Origin of the sequence: Sciscionella sediminilitoris (genome assembly GCF_000737195.2) — a bacterium.
GTDB lineage: Bacteria > Actinomycetota > Actinomycetes > Mycobacteriales > Pseudonocardiaceae > Sciscionella > Sciscionella sediminilitoris.
Genome location: NZ_JALM01000076.1, coordinates 45,980 through 67,479 on the forward strand (window position 1 = coordinate 45,980; position 21,500 = coordinate 67,479).

Here is a 21,500-nt window from a genome sequence, read left to right on the forward strand (position 1 = left end):
CGAGGATGGCCTCACCGTAAGTGCGCGACCCGCCTGCAATGTTGGTTCGGTCAGCTATATTTACCGAAGCATCGTTGTCCGATCGAACAAGGAGTCGCGGTGGAGTTCCCCAACCTCATCCCACTGCGGCAGGTGCTGCTCACCCTCGGTGAGTCACTGCTCGAACTGAGCACCGCACCGGACGGCGTGGAGGTCGGGGTGCGCGATGTGGTGATCGCCGATCCCGAGGACGAACCCCGGCCGCGCGCGGGCGATCTGGTGCTGCTCATCGGGGCACGGGGCAGGGCGGCCATCCCGGTGCTGCGCGCGGCCGCCCGTTCGCGTGCCACCGCGATCGCGGTCAAGGGCGTCACCGCACCGCTGCGGGATGCCGCGAGTGATGCCGGGATCGCGCTGCTCGCGGTCCATCCGGCGGTCAGCTGGGCCCAGCTGACCGCGGTGGCACGGGCGGCACTGGACGATGCCCGGGTGCTCTCCGAAAGCGAGTCCGGGGTGGTGCTCGGCGACCTGTTCGCCCTCGCGCAGACGATCGCCACGCTCACCGGGGGCATCGTGAGCATCGAGGACACCGCCAGCCGGGTGCTGGCCTACTCGCGCTCCTCCGGCGAGGTCGACGAACTGCGCAGGCTGTCCATTCTCGGCCAGCAGGGACCCGAGGAATACCTGGCGCTGCTGCGGAAATGGGGCGTGTTCGACCGGCTGCGCTCCAGCGAGGAGGTGGTGCGGATCGAGGAACGCCCGGAATCGGGTATCCGGCGCCGCCTCGCGGTCGGCATCTTCGCCGGACGGCAGCCGCTCGGCACGATCTGGGTCCAGGAAGGCGGGCAAGCACTGCACGAACGGGCCGAGCGGGCGCTGCTCGGTGCGGCCCGGGTCACCGCGCTGCACCTGGTCCGGCGCCGCGGGGAACGCAGCGCGCACAACGCCCTGCGCGAGGGGCTGCTGAACGGGCTGCTCGAGGGTCGCCTCGATGTGGGCTCGGTGGCCTCGGAAATCGGCGCGGATCCGGCGAAACCCGCGGCGGTCGCCGCGTTCGCGCTGCTCGACGAGGACGAGGCGGACCGGTCCGCGCACGAACTGCGCAGGTTGGAGATGACCAGCCTGATCGCCGTGCACGCGGCCGCCTACCGGCGAAGCGCGCTGGCCACCACCATCGGCGCGCGGGTCTACGTGCTGCTCCCCGATCTCCCCGAACAGGAGAGCGGGGCGAGCGTGCTCGGGCTCGCCAGGGAGATCGTCACCGCGGGCAGCAAGCACGCGGGGTTCACGGTGCGCGCCGCGGTCGGTTCCCCGGTCCCCCGGCTCGAAGGCGCGGCGGAGTCCAGGCAGGAGGCCGACCGGGTGCTGGACGCGGCACCCGAGGGTCCTGCGGTCGCCACCATCGAGGAGGTGCGCTCCGCGGTGCTGCTCGCCGAAACCCTGGCCGAAGTCCGCGCCAACGAACGGATCCGCGATCCCCGGATCACCGCGCTGCTCGCGCACGATCGGGAGAACGGCGGGGAACTGGCCGCATCACTGCTGGCCTATCTGGACTCCTTCGGGGATGTGCGCAGCGCGGCCACCGAACTCGGCGTGCACCCGAACACCCTTCGCTACCGGGTGCGCCGGGCGGGAACCGTGGCCGGTCTCGACCTCGGCGACGCCAGGGAACGGCTCGTCGCCCAGCTGCAGCTACGACTGCTCGGCCGTTAACCGATCCACGGCTTGGCGATGCGGTCGAAGGTGCCGTCCCCGCGCACCAGGTGCAGCCACTGATTCACCCATTCCTGGAACACCACATCCCCGCGCGGGGTCAGATACGCCTTCTCGGAGAAGGTGAACGGCTTGTCCGGGTGCACCGGGCACAGCTGCGGATGCTGCTTGTGCTGCCAGCGGGTCTCGGCGGCATCGGTGATCATCAGGTCGGCGCGCCCGGCGAGGATCTCGTCGAAGATCGTGTTGTTGTCCGCATGCGGCACGATCGTTGCCTTCCCGAGGTGTTCGCGGGCGAAGGATTCGTTGGTGCCACCCGGATTCACCACCACGCGCACCCCGGGACGGTCGATCTGCTCGAGCGTGCCGTACTTTCCGGCGTCCGGGCAGCGGGTGATCGGGGTCTTGCCGTCCCGCAGATAGGGATCGCTGAAGAAGGCCTCCTTGGCGCGGTCCAGGGTGATCGAGACCCCGCCCATGGCCAGATCGCATTTCCCGGAGCGCACATCGGCGGTGAGATCCTTCCAGGTGCTCGGCACCAGCCGCAGCCGAACCCCGAGCCGGTGGGCCATGTCCCCGGCGAGCTCGATGTCCATTCCGCTCCACCGCCCGGTTCCCGGGTCCCGTTTGGTGAACGGGAGGTAGTCCCCGGTGCTGCACACCCGCAGCTCGCCGCGTTCACCGACCCGGTCGAGCGCGCTCTTCCCGTCCGCCGCGTTCGCCACCGTGGAACCGAGGGCGAGCATGATCGCGAACCCGATCGCGAACACTGTCCTGCGCATCTGGCACCTGCCTTTCCGAATCGGGCCTACCTTAACCGGCGAGCGTGTTCCAGGGTCTGCGCACGACCCAGTTCTGCCAGTGGCCGCACCGCAGCACCCCGGGCAACGGCGAGCCGGACTGCCACGGGTCCGGGGATCCGGATCCCGGTGCGGTCGCGGACTCCGGTGGCGGCGGGGACTATCTGTCCGACGAATCGATGCACCGGGCGAACCGGAAGGCGATCGTGGACGAGACCGTCTCGATGATTCCCGCGGTGGCCGGCTGACTCAGCCGCGCGCGGCCCGGTGGGCGCGATCCCCGGTTGTCAGTGCCTCGCCGATCTCCGAGCTCGTCATGACCCTGGCAAAGCCCCGGCGCAGGGTGCGCAGGCTCGCCTCCTGCGCGAGCGCGTTGTCCGTTGCGTTCACATCGGAGCCGAACACGATGTGGTACCCGAGGAAGTAGCCGGTGCGCGCGGTCGACTCGCAGCAGAAGTTCGTCAGGGTGCCGCAGATGATCAGTGTCCGGATTCCCCGGTTGCGCAGCGCGTAGTCGAGATCGGTTCCGGCGAACGAGTCGAAATTGTGTTTCGTGGCGATGACCCGTTCCCCTTCGGCGGGGACGAATTCCCGGTACAGCTTCGCGCCCGGTTTTCCCTCGGCGATCGCGCCGTCCCTGATCGGCGGCCAGTACTCGTAGAAATCGTGCGCCACATCCGGGGCGACCGTGTGCTCGGTGTAGTACACCGGTGATCCCGCGGCACGGCAGGTTTCGATGAGCCGCGCGATCCTCGGCACCTGGCGGTACGCCTCCGGGACGAACATCGGATTGCCCGGGTTGACGAAATCCTCCTGCATATCCACCACGATGAGCGCGGTTTCCGCGGGGCGGATCTCGAACGCCCAGTGCTTGTCCACCGTGTATTCCCGCTCGGCCCGTTCGATGAATTCGGCCTCGGAATCGAGCAGCTCCTCCGCGCTCCTGCCGTAGGTGGAAAGGAATCGGCTGACCTGGTCCACGTTGACCTCCAATTCTCAAGCGAACCAGTGGATGGGCTCTTCGTCGCGCCCGCGGTAATCCCCCATCCGGCCGCCCAAGTAGGCGAGCGGTTCGCCTTCGCGGTCGCAGACCCGCCGCACCGCGCCGATGAACACATCGTGGTCGCCCGCGACGAACTGCCGTTCGGTGACGCATTCCAGGTGTGCGAGGGCATCCGGCACCACGGGCACCTCGTGTTCGCCGAACCGCAGCGGCAGACCGGCGAAGTGATCGGCTCCCCTGCGCGCGAAGCGCAGCGCGATCTCGTCCTGGCGCGCGGACAGGATGCTCACGCCGAACCGGCCCGAGGCGCGCACCGCCTCGGTGGTGCGCGCCCCGCTGCCCAGGCACACCAGCAGCAGCGGCGGTTCGAGCGAGACCGAGGTCAGCGAGTTCACCGTCATTCCGTGCGGCTCACCGTCGAGCAGCGTGGTGACCACGGCGACCCCGGTGGCAAACCGGCCCATGGTGCGCCGCATGGTCAGCGGATCGAGCGCTTCGCCCGTCACCACGGTCACCCGTCCTCCCCGGTGCGGTAGCGCACTTCGAAGGTGGTGACCCCCTCTTCGCTGCGCCACGGCCCGTGCCGCATTCCCGGCGGACGGCAGGCGTACATGCCCGCGGTGAAGGTCTGGTTCAGTTCGAGATCGGTGAACGAACCCTCGAGAATGTAGACCTCCTCCCAGAAGTCGTGCTGCTGCACGCCCATCGGGGTGGAGTCCGCGCCCGGTTCGTAGCGCAGGATCCGGGTTGCCACGCCGCTTTCCTTGTCACCGGCGAGGATCCGCTCCTTGATCTTGGGGTCGTCCCCCGGGCAGACGGTGTACCCGATCCGCTCGACGGGGAAGAATTCGTATTTTGGCTTCGCCACGGGGAACCTCTCTCGTTCAGTCGGCGCTTTCGAGGCTGTATCCGGAAAGGAAGGAATCGAGTTCGGCGAGTGGTTCGCTGAAGTCGTAGTTGCGGAACGCGTACCCCTTCACCACGAACGGCGCACCCGCATAGAACATCTCGTACTGGTGGTGGCGCCCGGCGAATTCGCTGCCGATCGCGTCCCAGGCGAGTTTGAACAGTTTGAGCCGCTCCTCGGCGGGCACGTTCGGCGAGTACATGTACCGGTCGATATCGGCCCTGGTCTCGGGGTTGCGCAGATCCGCGACGCTGGAGGGCACCTGCAGCACCCCGCCGCCGACCAGATCCCGCAGAATGGCCAGCACCCGAGGGTAGATCTCGGCCTGCAGGCCCATCGCCCCGTACACCGCGCGCGCACCGGGGCGCCACAGACCCTGATCATCGGGTTCGGCGGTGTACTCGGCGGCGAGCATCGCCGATTCCACGGTGGAGGCGAGCCCGGCCAGCTCGCCCAGTTTCTCGACCACACCGGGGAATTTGTCGACCCCGTTGACCGCGGCGACCTTGCGCGCGATACCGAGCAGGAACTGCAGCTTGACGGTGAACCGGATCTGCGCCTGCCAGTTGCCGAACACGTGTGCACCGGTGTCGAAGAACTGCCGCCGCAACCCGTCGACATCCTTGTAGACGAACACTCGCTCCCAGGGGATGAACACGTCATCGAATACCAGCAGCGCGTCGGTCTCGTCGTAGCGAGTGCTCAGCGGGTAGTCGTAGGAGCTCGTCGCCGAGGGGGCGTAGGCGCGCCGGCAGTAGAGTTTCAGGCCCTCGGCGCCCACCGGGACCGCGAAGCTCACCGCGAACTGCGCGTCCTCCTTGGTCAGCGGTTTGATGCAGGACACCAGGATCTCGTCGGCGACCGCGCCTCCGGTGGCGAGCATCTGCGCGCCGCGGATGACGATGCCGTCCGCGCGTTCCTCGGCGACTCCGGCCTGCACGAGCTCGCCGTCCCAGTCGTGCGCGGTGCTCGCCCGCGACACCTGCGGCGGGATGATCGCATAGGAGAGGTAGAGCTGTTCCTGCGCCACTTTCCGTTGGTAGGCGAGGACGTTCGCGCCGTAGTCGCGGTCCTCACGGGTGAACACATCCGGGTGCGCGGCGAAGGCGGACAGGAAGGCGGCCACGTGGTCCGGGCTGCGTCCGACCCAGCCGTGGGTGTGCCGGGCCCAGGCCTGCGCGGCTTCCCGGAACGCGAGGAGTTCGTCGCGGCTGCGCGGGATCCGGTAGATCGGGTGCTCGGTCTCCCCCGCCTCCCGCGCCCGCCGCGCACCGAGGTCGATCAGCTCGGCGATCGTGTTCGCGATCGGCGCGAAGGCCTCGTGCTTGGCGATTCCCCGAACCCGTTCGCCGTCCAGGTACACCTGCCGGTCGTCGTCGAGCGCGGCGAGATACTCGTTTCCGGTGCGCATTACTCACTCCCTCGCTGTACGAGATAGCTGTGCCGCAGCGATTCCCCGCTCGGCAAGGTCAGTTCGAGTTCCCAGGTCTCCCCCGGCACGAAGGCGCCGTGCAGCAGCGGAAGGGTTCCGCAGAACACCACGAGGTCGCCCTCGATCCGGCCGAGTGCTTCGAACAGCAACTCCAGCAGCTCGCCCGGTTTCCGCATGACCGCCAGCGTTCCGTCCTGATAGGACAGTCCGTCCACCTCGGCGCGCGCCCGTACCGCGTCCCAGTCGAAGCCGCCGATCGGGTCCGGGAGGGCGAACACCGTCTCGCCGAACGGTTTCGGGCAGACCGCCTTGGATTTGCCGATATCCGTGCGCTCCAGATCGCGGTCGGTGTGATCGGAGCCGACACCGAGGTAGTACCGGTCCGCGTGCCGGATCAGTACCGGCTCCACCTCGCCGGAGGTGTTCGCCTCGCTGACCGGCACATTCGCCGAGGTGGTCAGCAGCTCCGGAGCCAGGTCGAAGAACACCGGGATGGATTCCGGCGCAGGGACCCCGATCTCGGCGAGTTCGGCGATGTGCGCTCGCGCTGCGGCCTCGTCGCGCGCGGTGTATCCGGCCACGATCAGCCGGCCGGGCCGCACCTCGAACGGTTCCGAACCGATCGGGCGCAGCCGGAAACTGGATGCACTCATACGTGCGGATCTCCTCACTTCTCAGTCGGCCGCGATCGGCCTGCGATCGGCGAGCACCGGGAATTCCTTGCGATAGCCGGCGATGGCGCTCGGCTCGAACTCGGCGTGCAGTTCGGACTCCTCCGCGCCCGCCTCGGCGAGCAGTGTTCCGTCCGGGCCGACGATCCTGCTGTGCCCGGCGAGCCGCACCCCGCCCTGCTGGGTGCCCGCCGCGTTGCAGGCGAGCACCAGGAACTGCCCCTCGACCGCGCGGGCCGCGGTGAACAGCCGCCAGTGTTCGAGCCGTGCCGCGGGCCAGGCGGCAGGCACGACGACCAGCTCCGCGCCGAGTTCGGTCAGCCGTTCCCACAGGGCCGGGAACCGCAGGTCATAGCACGTCGTCGCGGCGATCCTGGCGAATCCGGTCTCCGTGACCGAGACCGCATCGCCGGGGGTGAGCAGCTGTGCTTCTCTCGACTGGTAGCCGAACACGTGGGTCTTGCGGTAGCTGTGCAGTCGCGTGCCGTCCGGGCCGAACAGCAGCGCGGTGTTGTACAGCCTGCCGTGCTCGTCTCGCTCGAGCACGCTGCCCAGATGCAGATGGGCGCCGAGTTCGCGGGCCATCTCGGCACCGAAGGCGGACAGCGCGCCGTCCGCGGGTTCGGCGAGTCCGGCGTAGGAGTCGAAGGCGAAGTAACCGGGCGCCCACAGCTCGGGCAGCACGATCAGTTCGGCGCCGCGCAGCTTCCGCAGGCGCTCGCCGACACGGTCGATCCGGGCGCGCACCGGTTCCTCCGGCGGGCTGGCCAGTTGCAGCAGCGCGAGTTTCATCGCCGTACCCCCGGATCCGGGATGCTCAGCGCGGCGAGGGTGCGCTCCAGGTGCCGGTCGAGCGCACCGGTGACCTCGGCGACCGAGCCGGAGCGCAGCCCGTCCACGATCGCGGCGTGCTCGGTGAGCACCCCCCGTGCCCGGTCGGTGGAACCGGCGACCGCGCGCAGACCCATGCGCAACTGCCGCTCACGCAGCGATTCGTAGAAGTCCACGAGCACCGGATTGCCCGCGGCGATCACGATCGTGCGGTGGAAGGTGCGGTCGCATTCGATGAACTCGACCGGATCCGCGAGCAGTTTCTCCTGCTCGCCCAGCAGCCGCTCCAGCTCGCCGAGCACGGTGTCCGGGGCCTCGGCGACCCGGCGCACCGACCAGTCCTCGATCAGCGAGCGCGCCTGCATCACCGAGCGCAGTTCGGCATCCGAGATCGGCGGTACGAAGGCGCCCTTCTTGGGCACGATCTGCAGCAGCCCTTCGGCCTCGAGGCGCAGCAGGGCCTCGCGCACCGGGGTGCGGGATATTCCGGAGGCCTCGGCCACCTGTCCCTCGGTCAGGAACACGCCCTCGGATCGCGGCACCGAGGCGACCCGGTCGCGCAACCAGCGATACGCGATCTCCTGCGCGTTCTCGGTGCGCTTCCCCGCTTGCGTACCAGTCATAGGCAACATGTATACATGAACTATGGAAGGCGGGCAAGGCCGGAATTCCCTACGGTGATGCGATAATCGACGGTGATGGACGAACTGCTCCGGGACAATCCGGTAATCGCGAGCGTGAAGGACGACGCGGGCCTGCGCGCCGTGGCGGAGTCCGAGTGCCCGGTCGTTTTCCTGCTCTACGGTTCGGTACTCGATCTGGCCGGGCTCGTCCGGCAGCTCACCGAGCACGGCAAGACCGTGCTGGTGAACGTGGACATGATCGAGGGACTGGTGAGCAAGGAGATCGCCGTGCGCTTCGTGCACGAGCAGACCGGGGCGGCCGGGATCCTGAGCACGAAGGCGAACATCGTCCGGGCCGCGCGGGAGCGGGGAATGCTCGCCGTGCACCGCTTCTTCCTCGTCGACTCGTTCTCCTACCACAGCCTCGGCAGGCAGATCGCCGTCTCCAAACCGGACTACATCGAGATACTTCCGGGATGCGTGCCGCGGGTCATCGGCTGGCTGCGCGCGGACACCACGGTGCCGATCATCGCGGGCGGTCTGGTCTGCGACAAGGACGATGTACTCGCCGCGCTCGGGGCGGGCGCGACCGCGATCGCTTCGTCCAATGTGGACGTCTGGGCGATGTAGCGGTGCGCCCGGCATGAGCCGAGTTCGGCGCGCGGTGTCAGCCCAGTGCGACGCAGCGCCGGAACACCGGATCGGTGTGCGCGGTGATCTCCCGGTAGACCTCGTACTGGCGCCGGTAGAACTCGTGGCGCCCCGGATCCGGGGTGACTTCCTTCCGTGGCGCGGCCATCGCCCGTTGCGCCTCGGTGAAATCGGCGAACGTCCCGATCCCCACCCCGGCGCACATCGCCGCGCCGAGCCCGGCCGCGCTCGCCGTGTCCTGGCGGACGACCGGTTTCCCGAACACATCGGCGAGGATCCCGGTCAGCATGGCCGAATCAGCCCCGCCACCGGAGACCAGCAACCGGGAGAATCCGGCGCCGAGCCCGGTGGCCATGGCCTCGATGTTCCCCCGCATGGTCAGCGCGATGCCTTCGAGCACCGAACGGTAGAGGTGGAACGGCCCCTGCCTGCCGTCGAATCCGAGGAAGGCGCCCCTGCGGTAGGGCTGCTCGGCCGGGGCCAGCCAGTCGAGCACGGTCATCAGCCCGTCCGAACCGGGCGGGACCTCCGCGGCACCCGCGTTGAGCCGTTCCTCCCCGATGCCGAGCAGGTCCCGTAGCCAGCTCACCGTCCACATGCCGCGCCGGATGCCATGGCTCTCGTACAGGTATTCGTGGGGCACGGCGGCGAAATTGGTCCAGAACCCGTCCGCGTCCCGGATATCGCGGGTGCCCGTGGTCATCGCGGCGATGTAGGTGCCGAGCGAGAGCAGCACCGCGTCCGCGCCGCGCAGCCCGCAGCCCAGGGCCTCGACCGCCTTGTCGTTGGCCGTGGCCACCACCGGGGTTCCCGCGCGCAGGCCGGTGTGCGCGGCCGCTTCCGCGGTGACCGTGCCGAGCACCGCGCCGGGAAGGGCGAGCTCGAACAGCATCCGCGCGGGGATCTCCTCCTGGCCCGGCGCCCAGCACCAGCGGCCGGTGTCGATCGGCCAGTTCCCCTGGTAATTGGCGGCGGTGTCCCGGAATCGGCCGGTCAGCCGCGCGGTCAGATATCCGGAGGAGGTCGTCACGTAGCGGACCCGCGGATCGGTGTGCTCATAGGGCCGGGACAGCCGCTCGTCCATCCAGCTCAGCACCGGCGCGGCGAGGGTGCCGTCGGCGCGCAGCATGGCCCGGCAGAACCGGATGGTGCACAGCCCGACCGCCTCGATCTCGGCCGGATCACCCGCGAACCCGGCGAGGGCCTCGCGGGTGGCGGCGCCGATCGAGTCCCAGAGGTCGTCGTCCGGATGCTCCACCACGCCCGGACGCGGGGTGTCGTTGGGACGCAAGGCTTTCCGGCCCCAAGCGTGCAGCCTTCCCCGATCGTCGAAGACACCGACCTTGGTGCTCTGCGAGCCGTTGTCGATGCCGAGCAGGTAACCGGTCATCTAGCGGCCCACCGGAAAGATCGTGCCCGCGTTCATGATCCCGTTCGGATCGAAGGCCTGCTTGAGCCTGCTCAGCATGGGATAGGCGCTGCCGTGCTCACGCTCGGTCCACTCGGCGCGGTACTTCCCGATTCCGTGGTGGTGCACCATGGAACCGCCAAGTGCCAGGGTTTCCTCGACGATGATCGCGTTGATCGGTTTGTGGTACTTCTCGAGCTCGGCACGCGGATCGCAGTCGATCCGGTAGTCGTACACGAAGTACATGTTCGTGCCGTTCTGGTAGCTGTGCGAGGAGTGCCCGCCGAGCAGCGTGATGTCGTCCGCGTGCGGGAACTCGGTGCGGATCCGTTCCAGCACCCGATCGTAGATCCGCCCGATCGTGGACCAGTCCGCGGAGACCTCGGTGGTGTAGCCGAGCGCGTGCTCGGTGCGCATCGCCTCCCGCTCCGCCTCGATCTTGTCCGGTCCCCAGTTGAGATTGCCGAACCATTCCTCGATCAGCGCGGGATCGACCTTCTCGGGTGAGTGCCCGGACACGATCCGGTCGATCTCGACGCTCGTGGCCTCGGCGATCGCCTTGGGCCCCTCGGCGACGAACACGGCGACGCACTTGCCCCGCGCGAAGTGGGCGAAGTGCTGGGCGGCGTCCTGTTCGGAGTAGACCCGCGCGACCGAGGGCCGGAACCCGGCGGTGACCACCTCGCGCAGGATCGCGATCCCGGTGTGCACGTCCTCGAGCAGATAGCCGTGGAACCGGCTGTTCTCCGGCTGGTACGGGAAGACCTTCACGGTGACCTCGGTGACGAAGCACAGCGCGCCCTCGTTGCCCAGCACGATCGAGCGGATGTCCGGACCGGCCGCGCGCCGGGGCACGCTCTTGATCCGGCTCACCGTGCCGTCCGGGAACACCGCCTCCAGACCCGCGACCATGTCCTCGATTCCGCCGTACAGCGTGGAGAACTGCCCGATCGAGCGGGTGGCCACCAGTCCGCCGTACTGCGCGAGCGGTTTGGACTGCGGGGAATGCCCGGTGGTCAGGCCCTGTTCACGCAGCCGCTCCTCGAGCACCCGCAGCGGCACTCCACATTGGACGGTCGCCTGCATGTTCACTGGGTCGATGTCGAGCACCGCGTCCATCTCCGAGCCGTCGAGCACGATGCTGCCCGGCACACTGGTCTCCAGCCCGCCCTCGGTCCCGGTGCGCCCGGTGCGCGGAACAACGTTGATGCGGTGTTCATCGGCGAACGCGAGCACCGCGGCGACCGTCGCGGTGTCCCGCGCGCGCACGATCGCGAGCGGGAACGGTCCGTCGTAGATGCCGTGCGCCGCGGGGTATTTCTTGAACCGGTCCACGCTCGCCTCGCGCAGCAGGTGTTCCTCGGTGTCCACCTGTCCTGCTCCGGCGATCGCGCGCAGCCGGTCCGGAATCTCGTTCTCCTGCACAGTTCTCCCTTTCTGGTTCAGCGGGTCAGATAGCCGCCGTCGACGGTGAGCACATGCCCGTTCACGTAGTCGGAGGCCGCGCTCGCGAGGAACACCGTGGCCCCCATCAGATCGGCGACCTCTCCCCAGCGCCCGGCCGGGATGTGGTCCAGCACGCGCTGGTTGGTCGCCGGGTCCGCGCGGGTCTGTTCGGTGATCGCGGTGGCGAAGTAGCCGGGCGCGATCGCGTTGCACTGGACGTTGTGCCCGCCGAGTTCATCGCAGTACGCCTTGGTGAATCCGACGATGCCGTGTTTGCTCGCGGCGTAGGCCGGGGACCACTGGCCGCCGAGAAACGAGAACAGCGAGGCGATGTTGATGATCTTCCCGGAACCCTGATCGATCATGAACCGGGACACCGCGTGGCCGAGCTCGAACGGCGCGGTGAGGTTGACCGAGAGCATCGGATCCCACTGTTCGCGGCCGAATTCCTCGACCGCGGCCAGCCGGGCGATCCCGGCCGAGTTCACCAGGATGTCGACCGAGCCGAGAGTGTCCACACAGGACTGGGCGACCTGCGCGGGGGCTCCGGGCTCGGTGAGGTCGATCCGGTGGAACTCCATCCGGCGCCCGGTCCCGGCGATCAGTTCCCGGGTCCGGCCACCGTCGTCGAGCACGCTCGGCACGTAGACATCCGCGCCCGCCTTGGCCAGCGCGAGCGAGAACGCCTGCCCGAGCCCGGTGTTGCCGCCGGTGACGATCGCGTTCTTTCCGGTGAGCGAGAAGAAATCGAGGGAGAAGTCGTCGATGTCCAAGTGTCTTTCCTTTTCAGGCAACGGGTTCGGGGGCCGGTTCCGGCGCGGATTCGCGGCGCTGGGCGCGCACGGTGAGCGTGGTGAGCAGGAGGCCGAGCAGTCCGGCCACGGTGAGTGCGCCGAACAGGGCACCGTAGCCGCCGTGTGGCGCGGTGTTCGTGCTCGGATCGCCGATCCACCAGGCGGACAGCGCCGGGAGGAAGGCATCGGGAAGGTAGGCCAGTCCGGAGGCGAGCCCGATCACCCCGGCACGCTGCTGTTCGGGGATGCGCGCCTCGGTGATGCTCGCCCAGTACACACCCCTGCTGGTGAACACCATCGCGGAGAGCACGAACATCAGCACGAGCGCGGCCCACCACAGCTCCGCGCGCTCGGGCAGCACCAGGAACAGGGCGACACAGACCGCCGCGCCCGCGAAGGTCAGCCGCAGGAACTTCGGGGTCGAGCCGGTGAGTTTGTCCACGCAGAACCCGCCGACCGGTCCGGCGAGGAACTGGAACACGTAGGTGCGCACCACTCCGATGATGCCGATCAGCCCGAGTCCGAGGCCGAAGCGGTGTTCGAGCAGCGGGGAGAAGTAGCCGAGGGTGGTGTAGAAGCAGTACATCAGCATGATCGAGCCGCCGAGCAGCCAGGTGTACTTGTTCCGTACCGCGGCGGCGAGGACTGCGAACGAGAGGGTGCCCGTGGTGGCCGGGACACCGCGCTCCCGGTTGCCGAGCACGAACCAGACGAGCACCGCGAGCAATACGCACAGCACCCCGTAGATGCCGATCAGCCGGAGCACCCCGGTCTCCGGTGCGAGCGCGTTGCTCACCAGCAGCGCACCGATCGCGCCGATCGCGGTGGATGTGATGCCGCGGATCGCCTCGAGGAAACCGAACAGCCTGCCCTGTTGCCGCGCCTGTCCCAGCGAGCCGATCACCCGCACCAGGGCGGGCCAGTACAACGCCATCCCGGCGACCGCCATCACGACGTGCGCGGCGAGCACCCCGCCGTAGCCGGGAACGGTGGTCAGATAGAGATCGGCGGCCCCGGTGCCGAGCAGCGCGAGCACGATGAGCGCGCGTGGCGGGAACCGGGAGGCGAACCAGCCCCCGGCGAAGTACATCACCGCGGCGACCGCGCCGAAGACCGACATGATGGCGCCGTATTCCTGAGCGGTCAGGTGCAGCGCCCGATAGGTCGGTTCGAGGAAGACGAACCGGATGTAGGCCACCTGGAAGATGACGCCACCGGTCACCGAGAGGAGCAGGTAACTCACCCGCTCCCGGGTACCGCGCATGAAAACCACCCCGCACTGCCGTAGTCCGAGCACAAAAAAAGAGAACAGTCTCCCGTCGTGTGCACGGGTCACTGTTCTCTCAGGTCTCTAGTAACCGCCCGCCGCAGCGGGCCTATTCGGTTGTCGCGGGGCGCACCTCCGCTTCGCCGCGAAATCTAATCCGCGGCCAGCCGGACTGTCAAACCACCGGGGCGCTCGGCGGGAGCCGGGCGAGCGCCCGTTACCGTGCAAGGCGTGACCGACCGCCGAACGCAACTGCTCGCCGCCGCCTGCCACGTGATCGCGCGCACCGGGGTGCGCGGGCTGCGGGTGGAGGAAGTGGCCGCGAAGGCCGGGGTCTCCACCGCGCTGATCTACCACCATTTCCGCAACCGCTCCGGACTGGTCACCCAGGCCATGCTGTACATCAACGAACGGCTCGCGGCCGAATCGGCGTCCGCGAGCGGGGGCACCGGGATGCGGCGGCTGCTCGAGCGAATGCTCAGCGAATTCGCCGAGGACGAGCAGACCAGGGAGAACTCGGCGGTGTGGGGCGAGGTGCGCGGGGCCGCGGTGTTCGACGAGGAGTTGCGCCCGATCATCCGGGACGCGACCGACTACTGGGCCGGTCAGCTCGTCGAACTGATCGAACAGGGCCGCGCGGACGGGAGCATCCGCGCGGACGCCGAACCCGAACCGGTGGCACTGCGGCTGACCGCGATGGTGGAGGGTCTGGCCAATCGCTGGCTGGCCGGGCTGCTGAGCACCGAACAGGCGCGCACGCACATCACCGCGACGGTGCGCGCCGAGCTCGATTCCTGACACTTTCCCGCCGACCGGCCGGACCCGGTCAGCGCTTCGGCATTGACTGAATTTTCAGTCAATGCCATGCTGCGATCCATCAGGCGCGCGTCTGAGAGCCCAGTGCAGGGAGGTGCCCGTGTCCGGACACGACCGGTTCGGCAAGGTGGAGCAGGCGGGAATCGAGTACCTGTCCGAACACGAGCGGACCTCCCGCCCTGCCAACCTGTTCACGGTGTTCTTCAGCGGGAACCTCTCCTTCGGGGTGATCGTGTTCGGCTGGCTCCCGGTGACCTACGGGCTGGACTTCTTCGACGCGGTCACCTCCAGCCTCGCCGGGATCGCGCTCGGCACCCTGCTCGTGGCCCCGCTCGGCCTGCTCGGGCCGCGTACCGGAACGAGCACCCCGGTCTCCAGCGGCGCGCACTTCGGGGTGACCGGGCGGCTCGTCGGTTCCGGGATCACGCTGCTGTTCGCGCTCGCCTACGCCGCCATCGCGGTCTGGACCTCAGGGGACGCGCTGATCGCCGTGGCACACCGGGTTTTCGGGCTCTCCGCATCGGATGGCACCCGGGCGATCGGCTATGGCCTCATCGCGATCGAGGTGGTCGTCGTCGCCCTGTTCGGGCACGGCACGGTGGTCGCGATGCAGCGCTTCGTGCTCCCGGTGGTCGCGGCACTGCTGCTGCTCGGCCTGCCCGCGTTCGCCTTCGGTTTCCGGGCGGCGCCCGCGGGAACCGGGCACTATCTGCTCGGCGGGCATTGGCAGACCTGGGTGTTCGCGGTGGTGATCGCGATCGGCGGGCCGTTGTCCTATGCCACCGGGATGGGCGACTACACCAGGCGGGTCGCGCGGCGCCACGGTGACCGCAGGGTGCTGCTCGCCTGCGGCGGCGGGCTGTTCCTCGGTCTGGGGATCACCTCGGTGTTCGGCTCGTTCACCGCGACCGCGTTCGGCGGGCTGACCGGGTCCTATGTGCAGAACCTGGTCGCCATCGCGCCTGCCTGGTACGTGCTCCCGGTGCTGCTCATCGCCCTGGTCGGCGGGCTCGGCCAGGGCGTGATGACGGTGTACTCCAGCGGCCTGGACCTCGTCGCGCTGCTGCCGAGGCTGCGCAGGGTGCACACCACGCTGATCACCTCGATCGCCTCGGTGGCCCTGGTCTATCTCGGCGCGGTGGCCACCGACGCGGTGGACTCGATCACCGCGATGACCGTCGTGCTCAACGGGTTCGCCGGGCCCTGGGTGATCATCACGCTGATCGGGTTCCTGCGCACCCGCGGCCGCGGCTACGACCCGGCCGATCTGCAGGTGTTCAACGAGCGCCGCAGGGGTGGCCGCTACTGGTTCACCGGGGGCTGGAATCTGCGCGCGGTGATCCCCTTCGCGCTCGGCTCGGTGTTCGGCCTGCTCGCCGTGGACACCGAGCTCTACCACGGACCGCTGGCCGCGCTGGCCGGTGGCATCGACCTCTCGGTGCTCGGCTCGATGGCGATCACCGGGATCGGTTACCTGATCGCGCTGCGTTGCTGGCCGGAGCCGGCTGACCCGATCGCGGCAGCCGCCCCGGCCACCCGTGCCCGGATCACGAGTCAAGGAGAAGGATGAGAGTCATCACCAGCACGGCCCCGCCCGCCTCGCTCGCCCGCGCGGACCGGGAAGCCCGTCCACCGCTGCGCATCGGGCTCGTGCAGCACGCTTGGGATCCCGACCCCGCGGCCTTGGAGCAGCGGCTCTCCGAGGGGATCGGCGCGGCCGCCGAACAGGGCGCCCGCGCGGTGTTCCTGCCCGAGCTGACGCTGTCCCGCTACCCAGCCTTCGAGCGTGCGGGCACCGAACCCGGACGCGCCGCCGAGGAACTCACCGACGGGCCCACTTACGCCTTCGCCTGCCGCGCGGCCAAGGAACACGGTGTGCTGGTGCACGCCTCGCTGTATGAGCGGGCGGATGCCGCGGACGGCCTCGGGTTCAACACCGCGATCCTGGTCGGCCCGGACGGCGAGTTGCTCGGGCGCACCAGGAAACTCCACATCCCGGTCAGCCCCGGCTACTACGAGGACACCTACTTCCGCGCCGGACCGGCCGAGGACGCGTATCCGGTGTACCGGCCCGGCGCACTCGACGGCGCCGCACTCGGACTGCCGACCTGCTGGGACGAGTGGTTCCCCGAGGTGTCCCGCTGCTATTCGCTCGCCGGTGCCGAACTGCTCGTCTACCCCACCGCGATCGGCTCCGAGCCCACCTTCCCCGGATTCGACACGCAACCCTTGTGGCGCAAGGTCATCGTGGCGAACGGGATCACCGCGGGCACCTTCATGGTGGTGCCGAACCGGACCGGGGACGAGGGCGGACTGCGCTTCTACGGTTCCTCGTTCATCTCCGACCCGTATGGCAGGGTGCTCGTGGAGGCCCCGCGCGAACAGGAGGCGGTACTCGTGGCCGATCTGGACCTGGATGCCCGCAAGGACTGGCTGGACCTGTTCCCCTTCCTGACCACGCGCCGCCCGGACACCTACGCCGCGCTCACCGAACCGGTGGTCCCTGGCGCGCCCTACGGAGGCAAGGCATGACCTTCCGGATGCCCGCGGAAACCGATCCGCAGGAACGGGTCTGGATGGCCTTTCCCACCGCCGGGTACATGCTCGGGGAAACCGATGCGGAGGCCGAGGAGGCCTTCGCGGCGTGGAGCGCGGTGGCGCTCGCGGTCGCGGAGTTCGAACCGGTGACCGTGCTCGTGGACCCGAGCGCGCGCACCGAGGCCCGCGACCGGCTCGGCGAGGCCGTGGAGCTGGTGGAGTACCCGCTCGATGATGCCTGGATGCGCGATATCGGCCCGACTTTCGTGTTCGACGAGCACGGCGCACCGGCCGCGGTGGACTGGGTGTTCAACGGCTGGGGCCAGCAGGAGTGGGCGCGCTGGGGCAGGGACCAGCACGTGGGCGCCGAGGTCGCCCGGCTAGCCGGGGTGTCCCTTGTGGACTCCCCCTTGGTGAACGAGGGTGGCGGGATCCACGTGGACGGGCTCGGTACGGTGCTGCTCACCGAGACCGTGCAACTGGACCCGTACCGCAATCCCGGGCACACCAAGGAATCCGTGGAGGCCGAGCTGGCGCGGACCATCGGGGCGAGCAACCCGATCTGGCTGCCGCGCGGGCTGACCAGGGACGCTCAGCGGTTCGGCACCCGCGGCCACGTGGACATCCTCGCCACCATCCCGGAACCGGGAACCCTGCTCGTGCACGCCCAGCGCGATCCCGGGCATCCGGATCACCGGATCAGCCACGACATCCGGGAACGGCTCGAAGCCGCGCGCACCCCGGACGGGGATCCGTGGCGCATCGTGGACCTTCCCGCCCCCGAGGTGCTGCGCGATGCCGAGGGCTGGGTGGACTACAGCTACGTCAACCACCTCGTGGTCAACGGCGCGGTGATCGCCTGTTCCTTCGCGGATCCGGTGGACGCCGAGGCGGCCGCGATCCTCGCCGAGGCCTATCCCGGCCGCCAGGTGGTCGGCATCGACGCGCGGGCCATCTTCGCCCGTGGTGGCGGAATCCACTGCATCACCCAGCAACAGCCGCGAAGGGCCGCACCGTGATTCGTTATGTCAACGGGAAACTGTTCACCGCCGATCCCGGGCAGCCGTGGGCAAGCGCGCTCGTGGTCACCGGGGACCGCCTCGGTTATGTCGGCGACGAGCAGGGTGCCCGCCACCACGCCCCGGAGGCCACCGAGGTCGACCTGGAGGGGCGGACCGTGCTCCCCGGTTTCGTGGACGGGCACGTGCACCTGCTCATGGCCGGTGCCGCGCAGCTGCAGGCACATCTCACCGATGCCGGGGACCTCGCGGAGATCCAGCGCCGAGTGCGCGACTGGGCGCGGGACAACCCGGACGCGCCGCGGGTGCTCGGCCGGGGCTGGCTGTTCGACGCGGTCCCCGAGGGTCGCCCGACCCGGGACATGCTCGACACCGTGGTGCCCGATCGGCCGGTGTACCTGGACGCGAACGACTACCACTCGGTCTGGGTGAACAGCGCGGCGCTTGCCGAACTGGGCATCGACGCGAACACCCCGGATCCGGTCGGCGGCCGGGTGGACCGCGATCCGGTGACCGGGGAACCGAGTGGGCACCTGGTGGAGACCGCGGCCCAGGATCTGGTGTGGCCCTTCCTCGAGGACGTGTCCACCGACGCCGAACGGGACCGCGCACTGGCCGCCGCGACCCGCGCGTATCAGGAAAGCGGGGTGACCGGCGTGGTGGACATGGCCCTGGACGAGCACGGGCTCGCCGCCCTGGAACGTGCCGGGGAACCCGGGATGCGTATCGCGGCACACTGGCTGATCAGCCGCAACCGGGATCCGCTCGAACAGGTGCGCCGCGCAGCCGAACTCGCGGAGCGGCACCACACCGGGCGGCTGCGTGTCGTCGGGGTGAAGTTCATCGTGGACGGGGTGATCGACGGCTGCACAGCGAGCATGAACACCCCCTACGTGGACGGATCCAACGCCGAGGCCATCTGGGAACCCGAGGCGCTCGCGCCCGCGGTGGCCGCGGCCGATGCGGCGGGGCTGCAGATCGCGCTGCACGCCATCGGGGACCGCAGCGTGCGGATCGCGCTCGACGCACTGGAACACGCCGCCCGGGTGAACGGCCCGCGAACGCGGCGGCATCGCATCGAACACCTCGAGTACGTGGATCCCGCCGATGTTCCCCGGCTCGCCGAGCTCGGCGTCACCGCCTCCATGCAACCAGTGCACGCCGATCCCGCCATCCGCCCCAACTGGGCCGCCATGCTCGGACCCGGGCGCGCCGAACGCGGATTCGCCTGGCCCGAGTTCACCGCGGCCGGTGCCCGGCTGGTGTTCGGTACCGACGCGCCCACCGCCCCGCATCCACCGCTGCCCAATATGTTCATCGCGAACACCCGGCGTTCCGCCTTGTCCCCCGAACTTCCCGCGCTGCAACCGGAATTCGCGCTCGAACTCGGCGAGGCGATCACCCACGCCAGCGCCGACTCCGCGTGGGCCTGCGGGGCCGAACACGACCAGGGCAGTCTGCGCGCCGGATTGTTCGCCGATTTCGTGGTGCTCGACCGGGATCCGTTCGCCGGTCCGGAGGAACTGCTGCGGGCGGACTGCGTGCGCACCGTGCTCGGCGGGAAGACGGTATTTTCTGACTGAATGACCGGAAATGTTCATACGGTTTTATGGTTGCCCCGTTCAGGCGATTATTTGACTATTCCCTGACCACACCCCCGTTGTTTCGGTATCATTGATGGCATGAGCACTGGGGAAATAGGCACAATACTGTCGAGTCGGGAACGGTTGGATCGGTTCATCGAGCAGGCCGCCGTGGTGCGGCGTGCCGAGGCGGAGTTGTTGCATCAGCTTGCCGAATTGGACAAAGATGGTGCTCCGGTCGAGTTCGGGTATTGCGGTTCGGCGGCGACTTTGGCGCAGGACGTGTTGCGGATCAGTCGCGCCGAAGCCCGCAGAATGGCCGAACGAGCACGAGTGTTGTTTGGTGCGCTCGGGATCAGCGGGGAACCACTGTCCCCGGATCTGCCGAATACCGCGGAGGCGTATTCGCGTGGCGAGGTCGGTGTCGAGCATGTGGATCGGATCCGCACATTTGCCGCCGAGCTTCCGGCTGAGGTGTTGATCGGGGATGCGTGGCCGATCGCGGAAAAAGCCCTCGCCGAGATCGCCGGTGAAGTGGGCCCGCATGGGCTCGTCCGGCCGATCCGGGAACTGCGGGCACGCCTCGATCCAGACGGGCACCCACCGAATGACCATGAACCTGTGCGCCCGGATCGGGAGATCTGGTTCCGGCAACACGCAAACCAGTGGGAAATCCGGGGACGCCTGGACTATGAAACCGGGCTAAAGCTCCGCAGTGTTCTCGATGCGCTCGGGAAACCCCGCAGCAGTGAGGCTAACGGCGGAACACCCGACACCCGCACCCCAACAGAACGCGACGCCGACGCCTTCGCCGAGATCGTTCAGTTGGCGGCGAACCCGGAGAATCTTCCCGAAAACGGGGGCGAGCCGTTCACGATCATGGTGACGATGACCGAAGCATCCCTCCGCGAAGGCATCGGCCACGCCACCACCATGGACGGCACCACCATCCCCGCCACCCAACTACGCCGCATCGCCTGCGATGCGGGAATCGTCCCCACGGTTCTTGGCTCAGCGGGCGAAGTGCTCGACATGGGCTGCCGCGACCGCACCGCACCACCCAAACTCCGCCGACGCCTCATCGCCAGAGACCACGGCTGCGCCCACCCTGACTACGATCACCAGCCAGCCCTCACCCAGGCCCACCACATCCACCACCACGCCAACGGCGGACCCACTACCGAAGAAAACATGGTCCTGCTCTGCGCCCACCACCACCGCATGATCCACCACACCGAATGGCAAGTCCGCATCCACAACGGAAAGCCCGAATTCACCCCACCCGAATACCGGCGAGGTATCAGGTTCGCGAACGCCGAACCTCAGCGGCTCCTGCGTTCGTCGTAGAGGAACAGCGCGAGACCGATGGCGAGCAGTGCGGCCACCGGCCAGGTCGCCGCGTCCCCGAGCAGCAGGGTCAGCGGGGCACCGGCAGCGGCACCAGCCAGGAAACCGAGACAGATCACGCCGAACGCACCGGCCTGTTCGGCGGCCTCCCGATCCCGCCTGGCCACCGCGCGGAACGCGGCCGAGGTCGCGGTGCGCAGATTCCCGGTGGTCATCACGCTGTTGTAGGACCAGCGGCGCAGCGTACGAAAGGAGGTGGCCTGCACCGCGGCCACATAGGCCACCAGCACCACGACCGCGGTGTCCCCCAGTCCACCGGGCACCACGGCGAGGACCGCGAGCACCAGGATCTCCAGCACGAGCGCGAGCCGCATCGGCCGCCGCACGAACCGGGCGACCCGCGGCAGCACCAGCGCCTCCGCGGTGAGCACACCGAGCACGAAGGCGAGCAACGGCGGCACATGGCGCACCGCGTCCGCCCAGTGCCCGGTCGCCGCGGAGATCCCGAGCAGCACCACGTTTCCGGTCTGCGCGTTGGCGAACACCCCATGGTGGCCCACATAGGTGAAAGCATCGAGGAAGCCGCCGCCCGCGGACAGCAGCACACCCAGTGGCAGCGAGGGCGCGGTCAGGCGGGCGTTCTCGGTCTCCGGCACGTCTGCGCAGCCTAGC

At 68.9% G+C, this 21,500-nt stretch carries 22 protein-coding genes; 9 read left to right on the forward strand and 13 right to left on the reverse strand.

Annotated elements, in window-relative coordinates; all coding sequences use genetic code 11:
* The first annotated feature begins 99 nt into the window (after nt 1-99).
* The gene (locus AD72_RS26400) at nt 100-1,692 is read left to right on the forward strand and encodes a PucR family transcriptional regulator (RefSeq protein WP_031469297.1); all 1,593 of its coding nucleotides are present in this window, start codon (nt 100-102) and stop codon (nt 1,690-1,692) included.
* On the opposite strand, the gene AD72_RS26405 is transcribed toward AD72_RS26400, so the two are convergent.
* Nucleotides 1,689-2,474, reverse strand: a complete 786-nt coding sequence (locus AD72_RS26405) for a transporter substrate-binding domain-containing protein (protein WP_031469298.1) — start codon at nt 2,472-2,474, stop codon at nt 1,689-1,691. The two genes, AD72_RS26400 and AD72_RS26405, sit on opposite strands and share 4 nt — an antisense overlap.
* 44 nt (nt 2,475-2,518) lie before the next feature.
* Between AD72_RS26405 and AD72_RS26410 the strand changes: the two genes are divergently transcribed.
* Nucleotides 2,519-2,740 carry a hypothetical protein gene (locus AD72_RS26410; protein WP_031469299.1) on the forward strand — a complete coding sequence of 74 codons (222 nt, stop codon included), beginning with the start codon at nt 2,519-2,521 and terminating at the stop codon, nt 2,738-2,740.
* Nucleotide 2,741: 1 nt separating this feature from the next.
* Here AD72_RS26410 and AD72_RS26415 read toward each other — a convergent pair whose 3' ends face one another.
* The 7 genes from AD72_RS26415 to AD72_RS26445 are packed head-to-tail and all read right to left on the reverse strand — an operon-like array spanning nt 2,742 to nt 7,959.
* Nucleotides 2,742-3,485: a cysteine hydrolase family protein gene (locus AD72_RS26415; RefSeq protein WP_037347394.1), complete on the reverse strand. Its 744-nt coding sequence runs from the start codon at nt 3,483-3,485 to the stop codon at nt 2,742-2,744.
* Between the two features lie 3 nt (nt 3,486-3,488).
* On the reverse strand, nt 3,489-4,010 hold the full coding sequence (locus AD72_RS26420; protein WP_197285079.1) for a flavin reductase family protein: 522 nt from the start codon (nt 4,008-4,010) through the stop codon (nt 3,489-3,491).
* Nucleotides 4,007-4,363: a cupin domain-containing protein gene (locus tag AD72_RS26425; RefSeq protein ID WP_031469302.1), complete on the reverse strand. Its 357-nt coding sequence runs from the start codon at nt 4,361-4,363 to the stop codon at nt 4,007-4,009. The genes AD72_RS26420 and AD72_RS26425 overlap by 4 nt, the downstream gene beginning before the upstream one ends.
* A 16-nt stretch (nt 4,364-4,379) precedes the next feature.
* On the reverse strand, nt 4,380-5,813 hold the full coding sequence (locus AD72_RS26430; RefSeq protein ID WP_031469303.1) for a 4-hydroxyphenylacetate 3-hydroxylase family protein: 1,434 nt from the start codon (nt 5,811-5,813) through the stop codon (nt 4,380-4,382).
* The gene (locus AD72_RS26435) at nt 5,813-6,487 is read right to left on the reverse strand and encodes a DUF2848 family protein (RefSeq protein ID WP_031469304.1); all 675 of its coding nucleotides are present in this window, start codon (nt 6,485-6,487) and stop codon (nt 5,813-5,815) included. Before AD72_RS26435 ends, AD72_RS26430 begins: the two co-directional genes overlap by 1 nt.
* A 21-nt stretch (nt 6,488-6,508) precedes the next feature.
* On the reverse strand, nt 6,509-7,297 hold the full coding sequence (locus tag AD72_RS26440) for a carbon-nitrogen family hydrolase (RefSeq protein ID WP_031469305.1): 789 nt from the start codon (nt 7,295-7,297) through the stop codon (nt 6,509-6,511).
* A complete protein-coding gene (locus AD72_RS26445; protein WP_031469306.1) occupies nt 7,294-7,959 on the reverse strand; it encodes a GntR family transcriptional regulator in 666 nt (221 codons plus the stop codon). Before AD72_RS26445 ends, AD72_RS26440 begins: the two co-directional genes overlap by 4 nt.
* 75 nt (nt 7,960-8,034) lie before the next feature.
* On the opposite strand from AD72_RS26445, the gene AD72_RS26450 reads away from it, so the two are divergent.
* Nucleotides 8,035-8,589 (forward strand): glycerol-3-phosphate responsive antiterminator, encoded by a 555-nt coding sequence (locus tag AD72_RS26450; protein ID WP_031469307.1) that lies wholly within the window; start codon nt 8,035-8,037, stop codon nt 8,587-8,589.
* 37 nt (nt 8,590-8,626) lie between these two features.
* Here AD72_RS26450 and AD72_RS26455 read toward each other — a convergent pair whose 3' ends face one another.
* The 4 genes from AD72_RS26455 to AD72_RS26470 are packed head-to-tail and all read right to left on the reverse strand — an operon-like array spanning nt 8,627 to nt 13,522.
* A complete protein-coding gene (locus AD72_RS26455; protein ID WP_031469308.1) occupies nt 8,627-10,000 on the reverse strand; it encodes an FGGY-family carbohydrate kinase in 1,374 nt (457 codons plus the stop codon).
* A complete protein-coding gene (locus AD72_RS26460) occupies nt 10,001-11,443 on the reverse strand; it encodes an FAD-binding oxidoreductase (RefSeq protein ID WP_031469309.1) in 1,443 nt (480 codons plus the stop codon).
* Nucleotides 11,444-11,460: 17 nt separating this feature from the next.
* The gene (locus tag AD72_RS26465; RefSeq protein ID WP_031469310.1) at nt 11,461-12,237 is read right to left on the reverse strand and encodes an SDR family oxidoreductase; all 777 of its coding nucleotides are present in this window, start codon (nt 12,235-12,237) and stop codon (nt 11,461-11,463) included.
* Nucleotides 12,238-12,250: 13 nt separating this feature from the next.
* Entirely contained in the window at nt 12,251-13,522 is a 1,272-nt protein-coding gene (locus AD72_RS26470; protein WP_055731213.1) for an MFS transporter, read from the reverse strand.
* A gap of 234 nt (nt 13,523-13,756) precedes the next feature.
* On the opposite strand from AD72_RS26470, the gene AD72_RS26475 reads away from it, so the two are divergent.
* The 6 genes from AD72_RS26475 to AD72_RS26500 all read left to right on the forward strand — a co-directional run bounded on the left by AD72_RS26475 (nt 13,757) and on the right by AD72_RS26500 (nt 20,828).
* Complete coding sequence (locus AD72_RS26475) at nt 13,757-14,323, forward strand: TetR/AcrR family transcriptional regulator (protein ID WP_031469312.1); 567 nt, start codon at nt 13,757-13,759, stop codon at nt 14,321-14,323.
* Between the two features lie 118 nt (nt 14,324-14,441).
* Entirely contained in the window at nt 14,442-15,911 is a 1,470-nt protein-coding gene (locus tag AD72_RS26480; RefSeq protein ID WP_231644968.1) for a purine-cytosine permease family protein, read from the forward strand.
* The gene (locus AD72_RS26485) at nt 15,908-16,873 is read left to right on the forward strand and encodes a nitrilase-related carbon-nitrogen hydrolase (RefSeq protein WP_031469314.1); all 966 of its coding nucleotides are present in this window, start codon (nt 15,908-15,910) and stop codon (nt 16,871-16,873) included. Before AD72_RS26480 ends, AD72_RS26485 begins: the two co-directional genes overlap by 4 nt.
* Entirely contained in the window at nt 16,870-17,898 is a 1,029-nt protein-coding gene (locus AD72_RS26490) for an agmatine deiminase family protein (protein ID WP_031469315.1), read from the forward strand. The genes AD72_RS26485 and AD72_RS26490 overlap by 4 nt, the downstream gene beginning before the upstream one ends.
* Nucleotides 17,895-19,481: an amidohydrolase gene (locus AD72_RS26495; protein ID WP_031469316.1), complete on the forward strand. Its 1,587-nt coding sequence runs from the start codon at nt 17,895-17,897 to the stop codon at nt 19,479-19,481. The genes AD72_RS26490 and AD72_RS26495 overlap by 4 nt, the downstream gene beginning before the upstream one ends.
* A gap of 99 nt (nt 19,482-19,580) precedes the next feature.
* On the forward strand, nt 19,581-20,828 hold the full coding sequence (locus tag AD72_RS26500) for an HNH endonuclease signature motif containing protein (RefSeq protein WP_082469180.1): 1,248 nt from the start codon (nt 19,581-19,583) through the stop codon (nt 20,826-20,828).
* On the opposite strand, the gene AD72_RS26505 is transcribed toward AD72_RS26500, so the two are convergent.
* Complete coding sequence (locus tag AD72_RS26505; protein WP_031469318.1) at nt 20,804-21,484, reverse strand: YoaK family protein; 681 nt, start codon at nt 21,482-21,484, stop codon at nt 20,804-20,806. The genes AD72_RS26500 and AD72_RS26505 overlap by 25 nt on opposite strands.
* Nucleotides 21,485-21,500 lie beyond the last annotated feature (16 nt).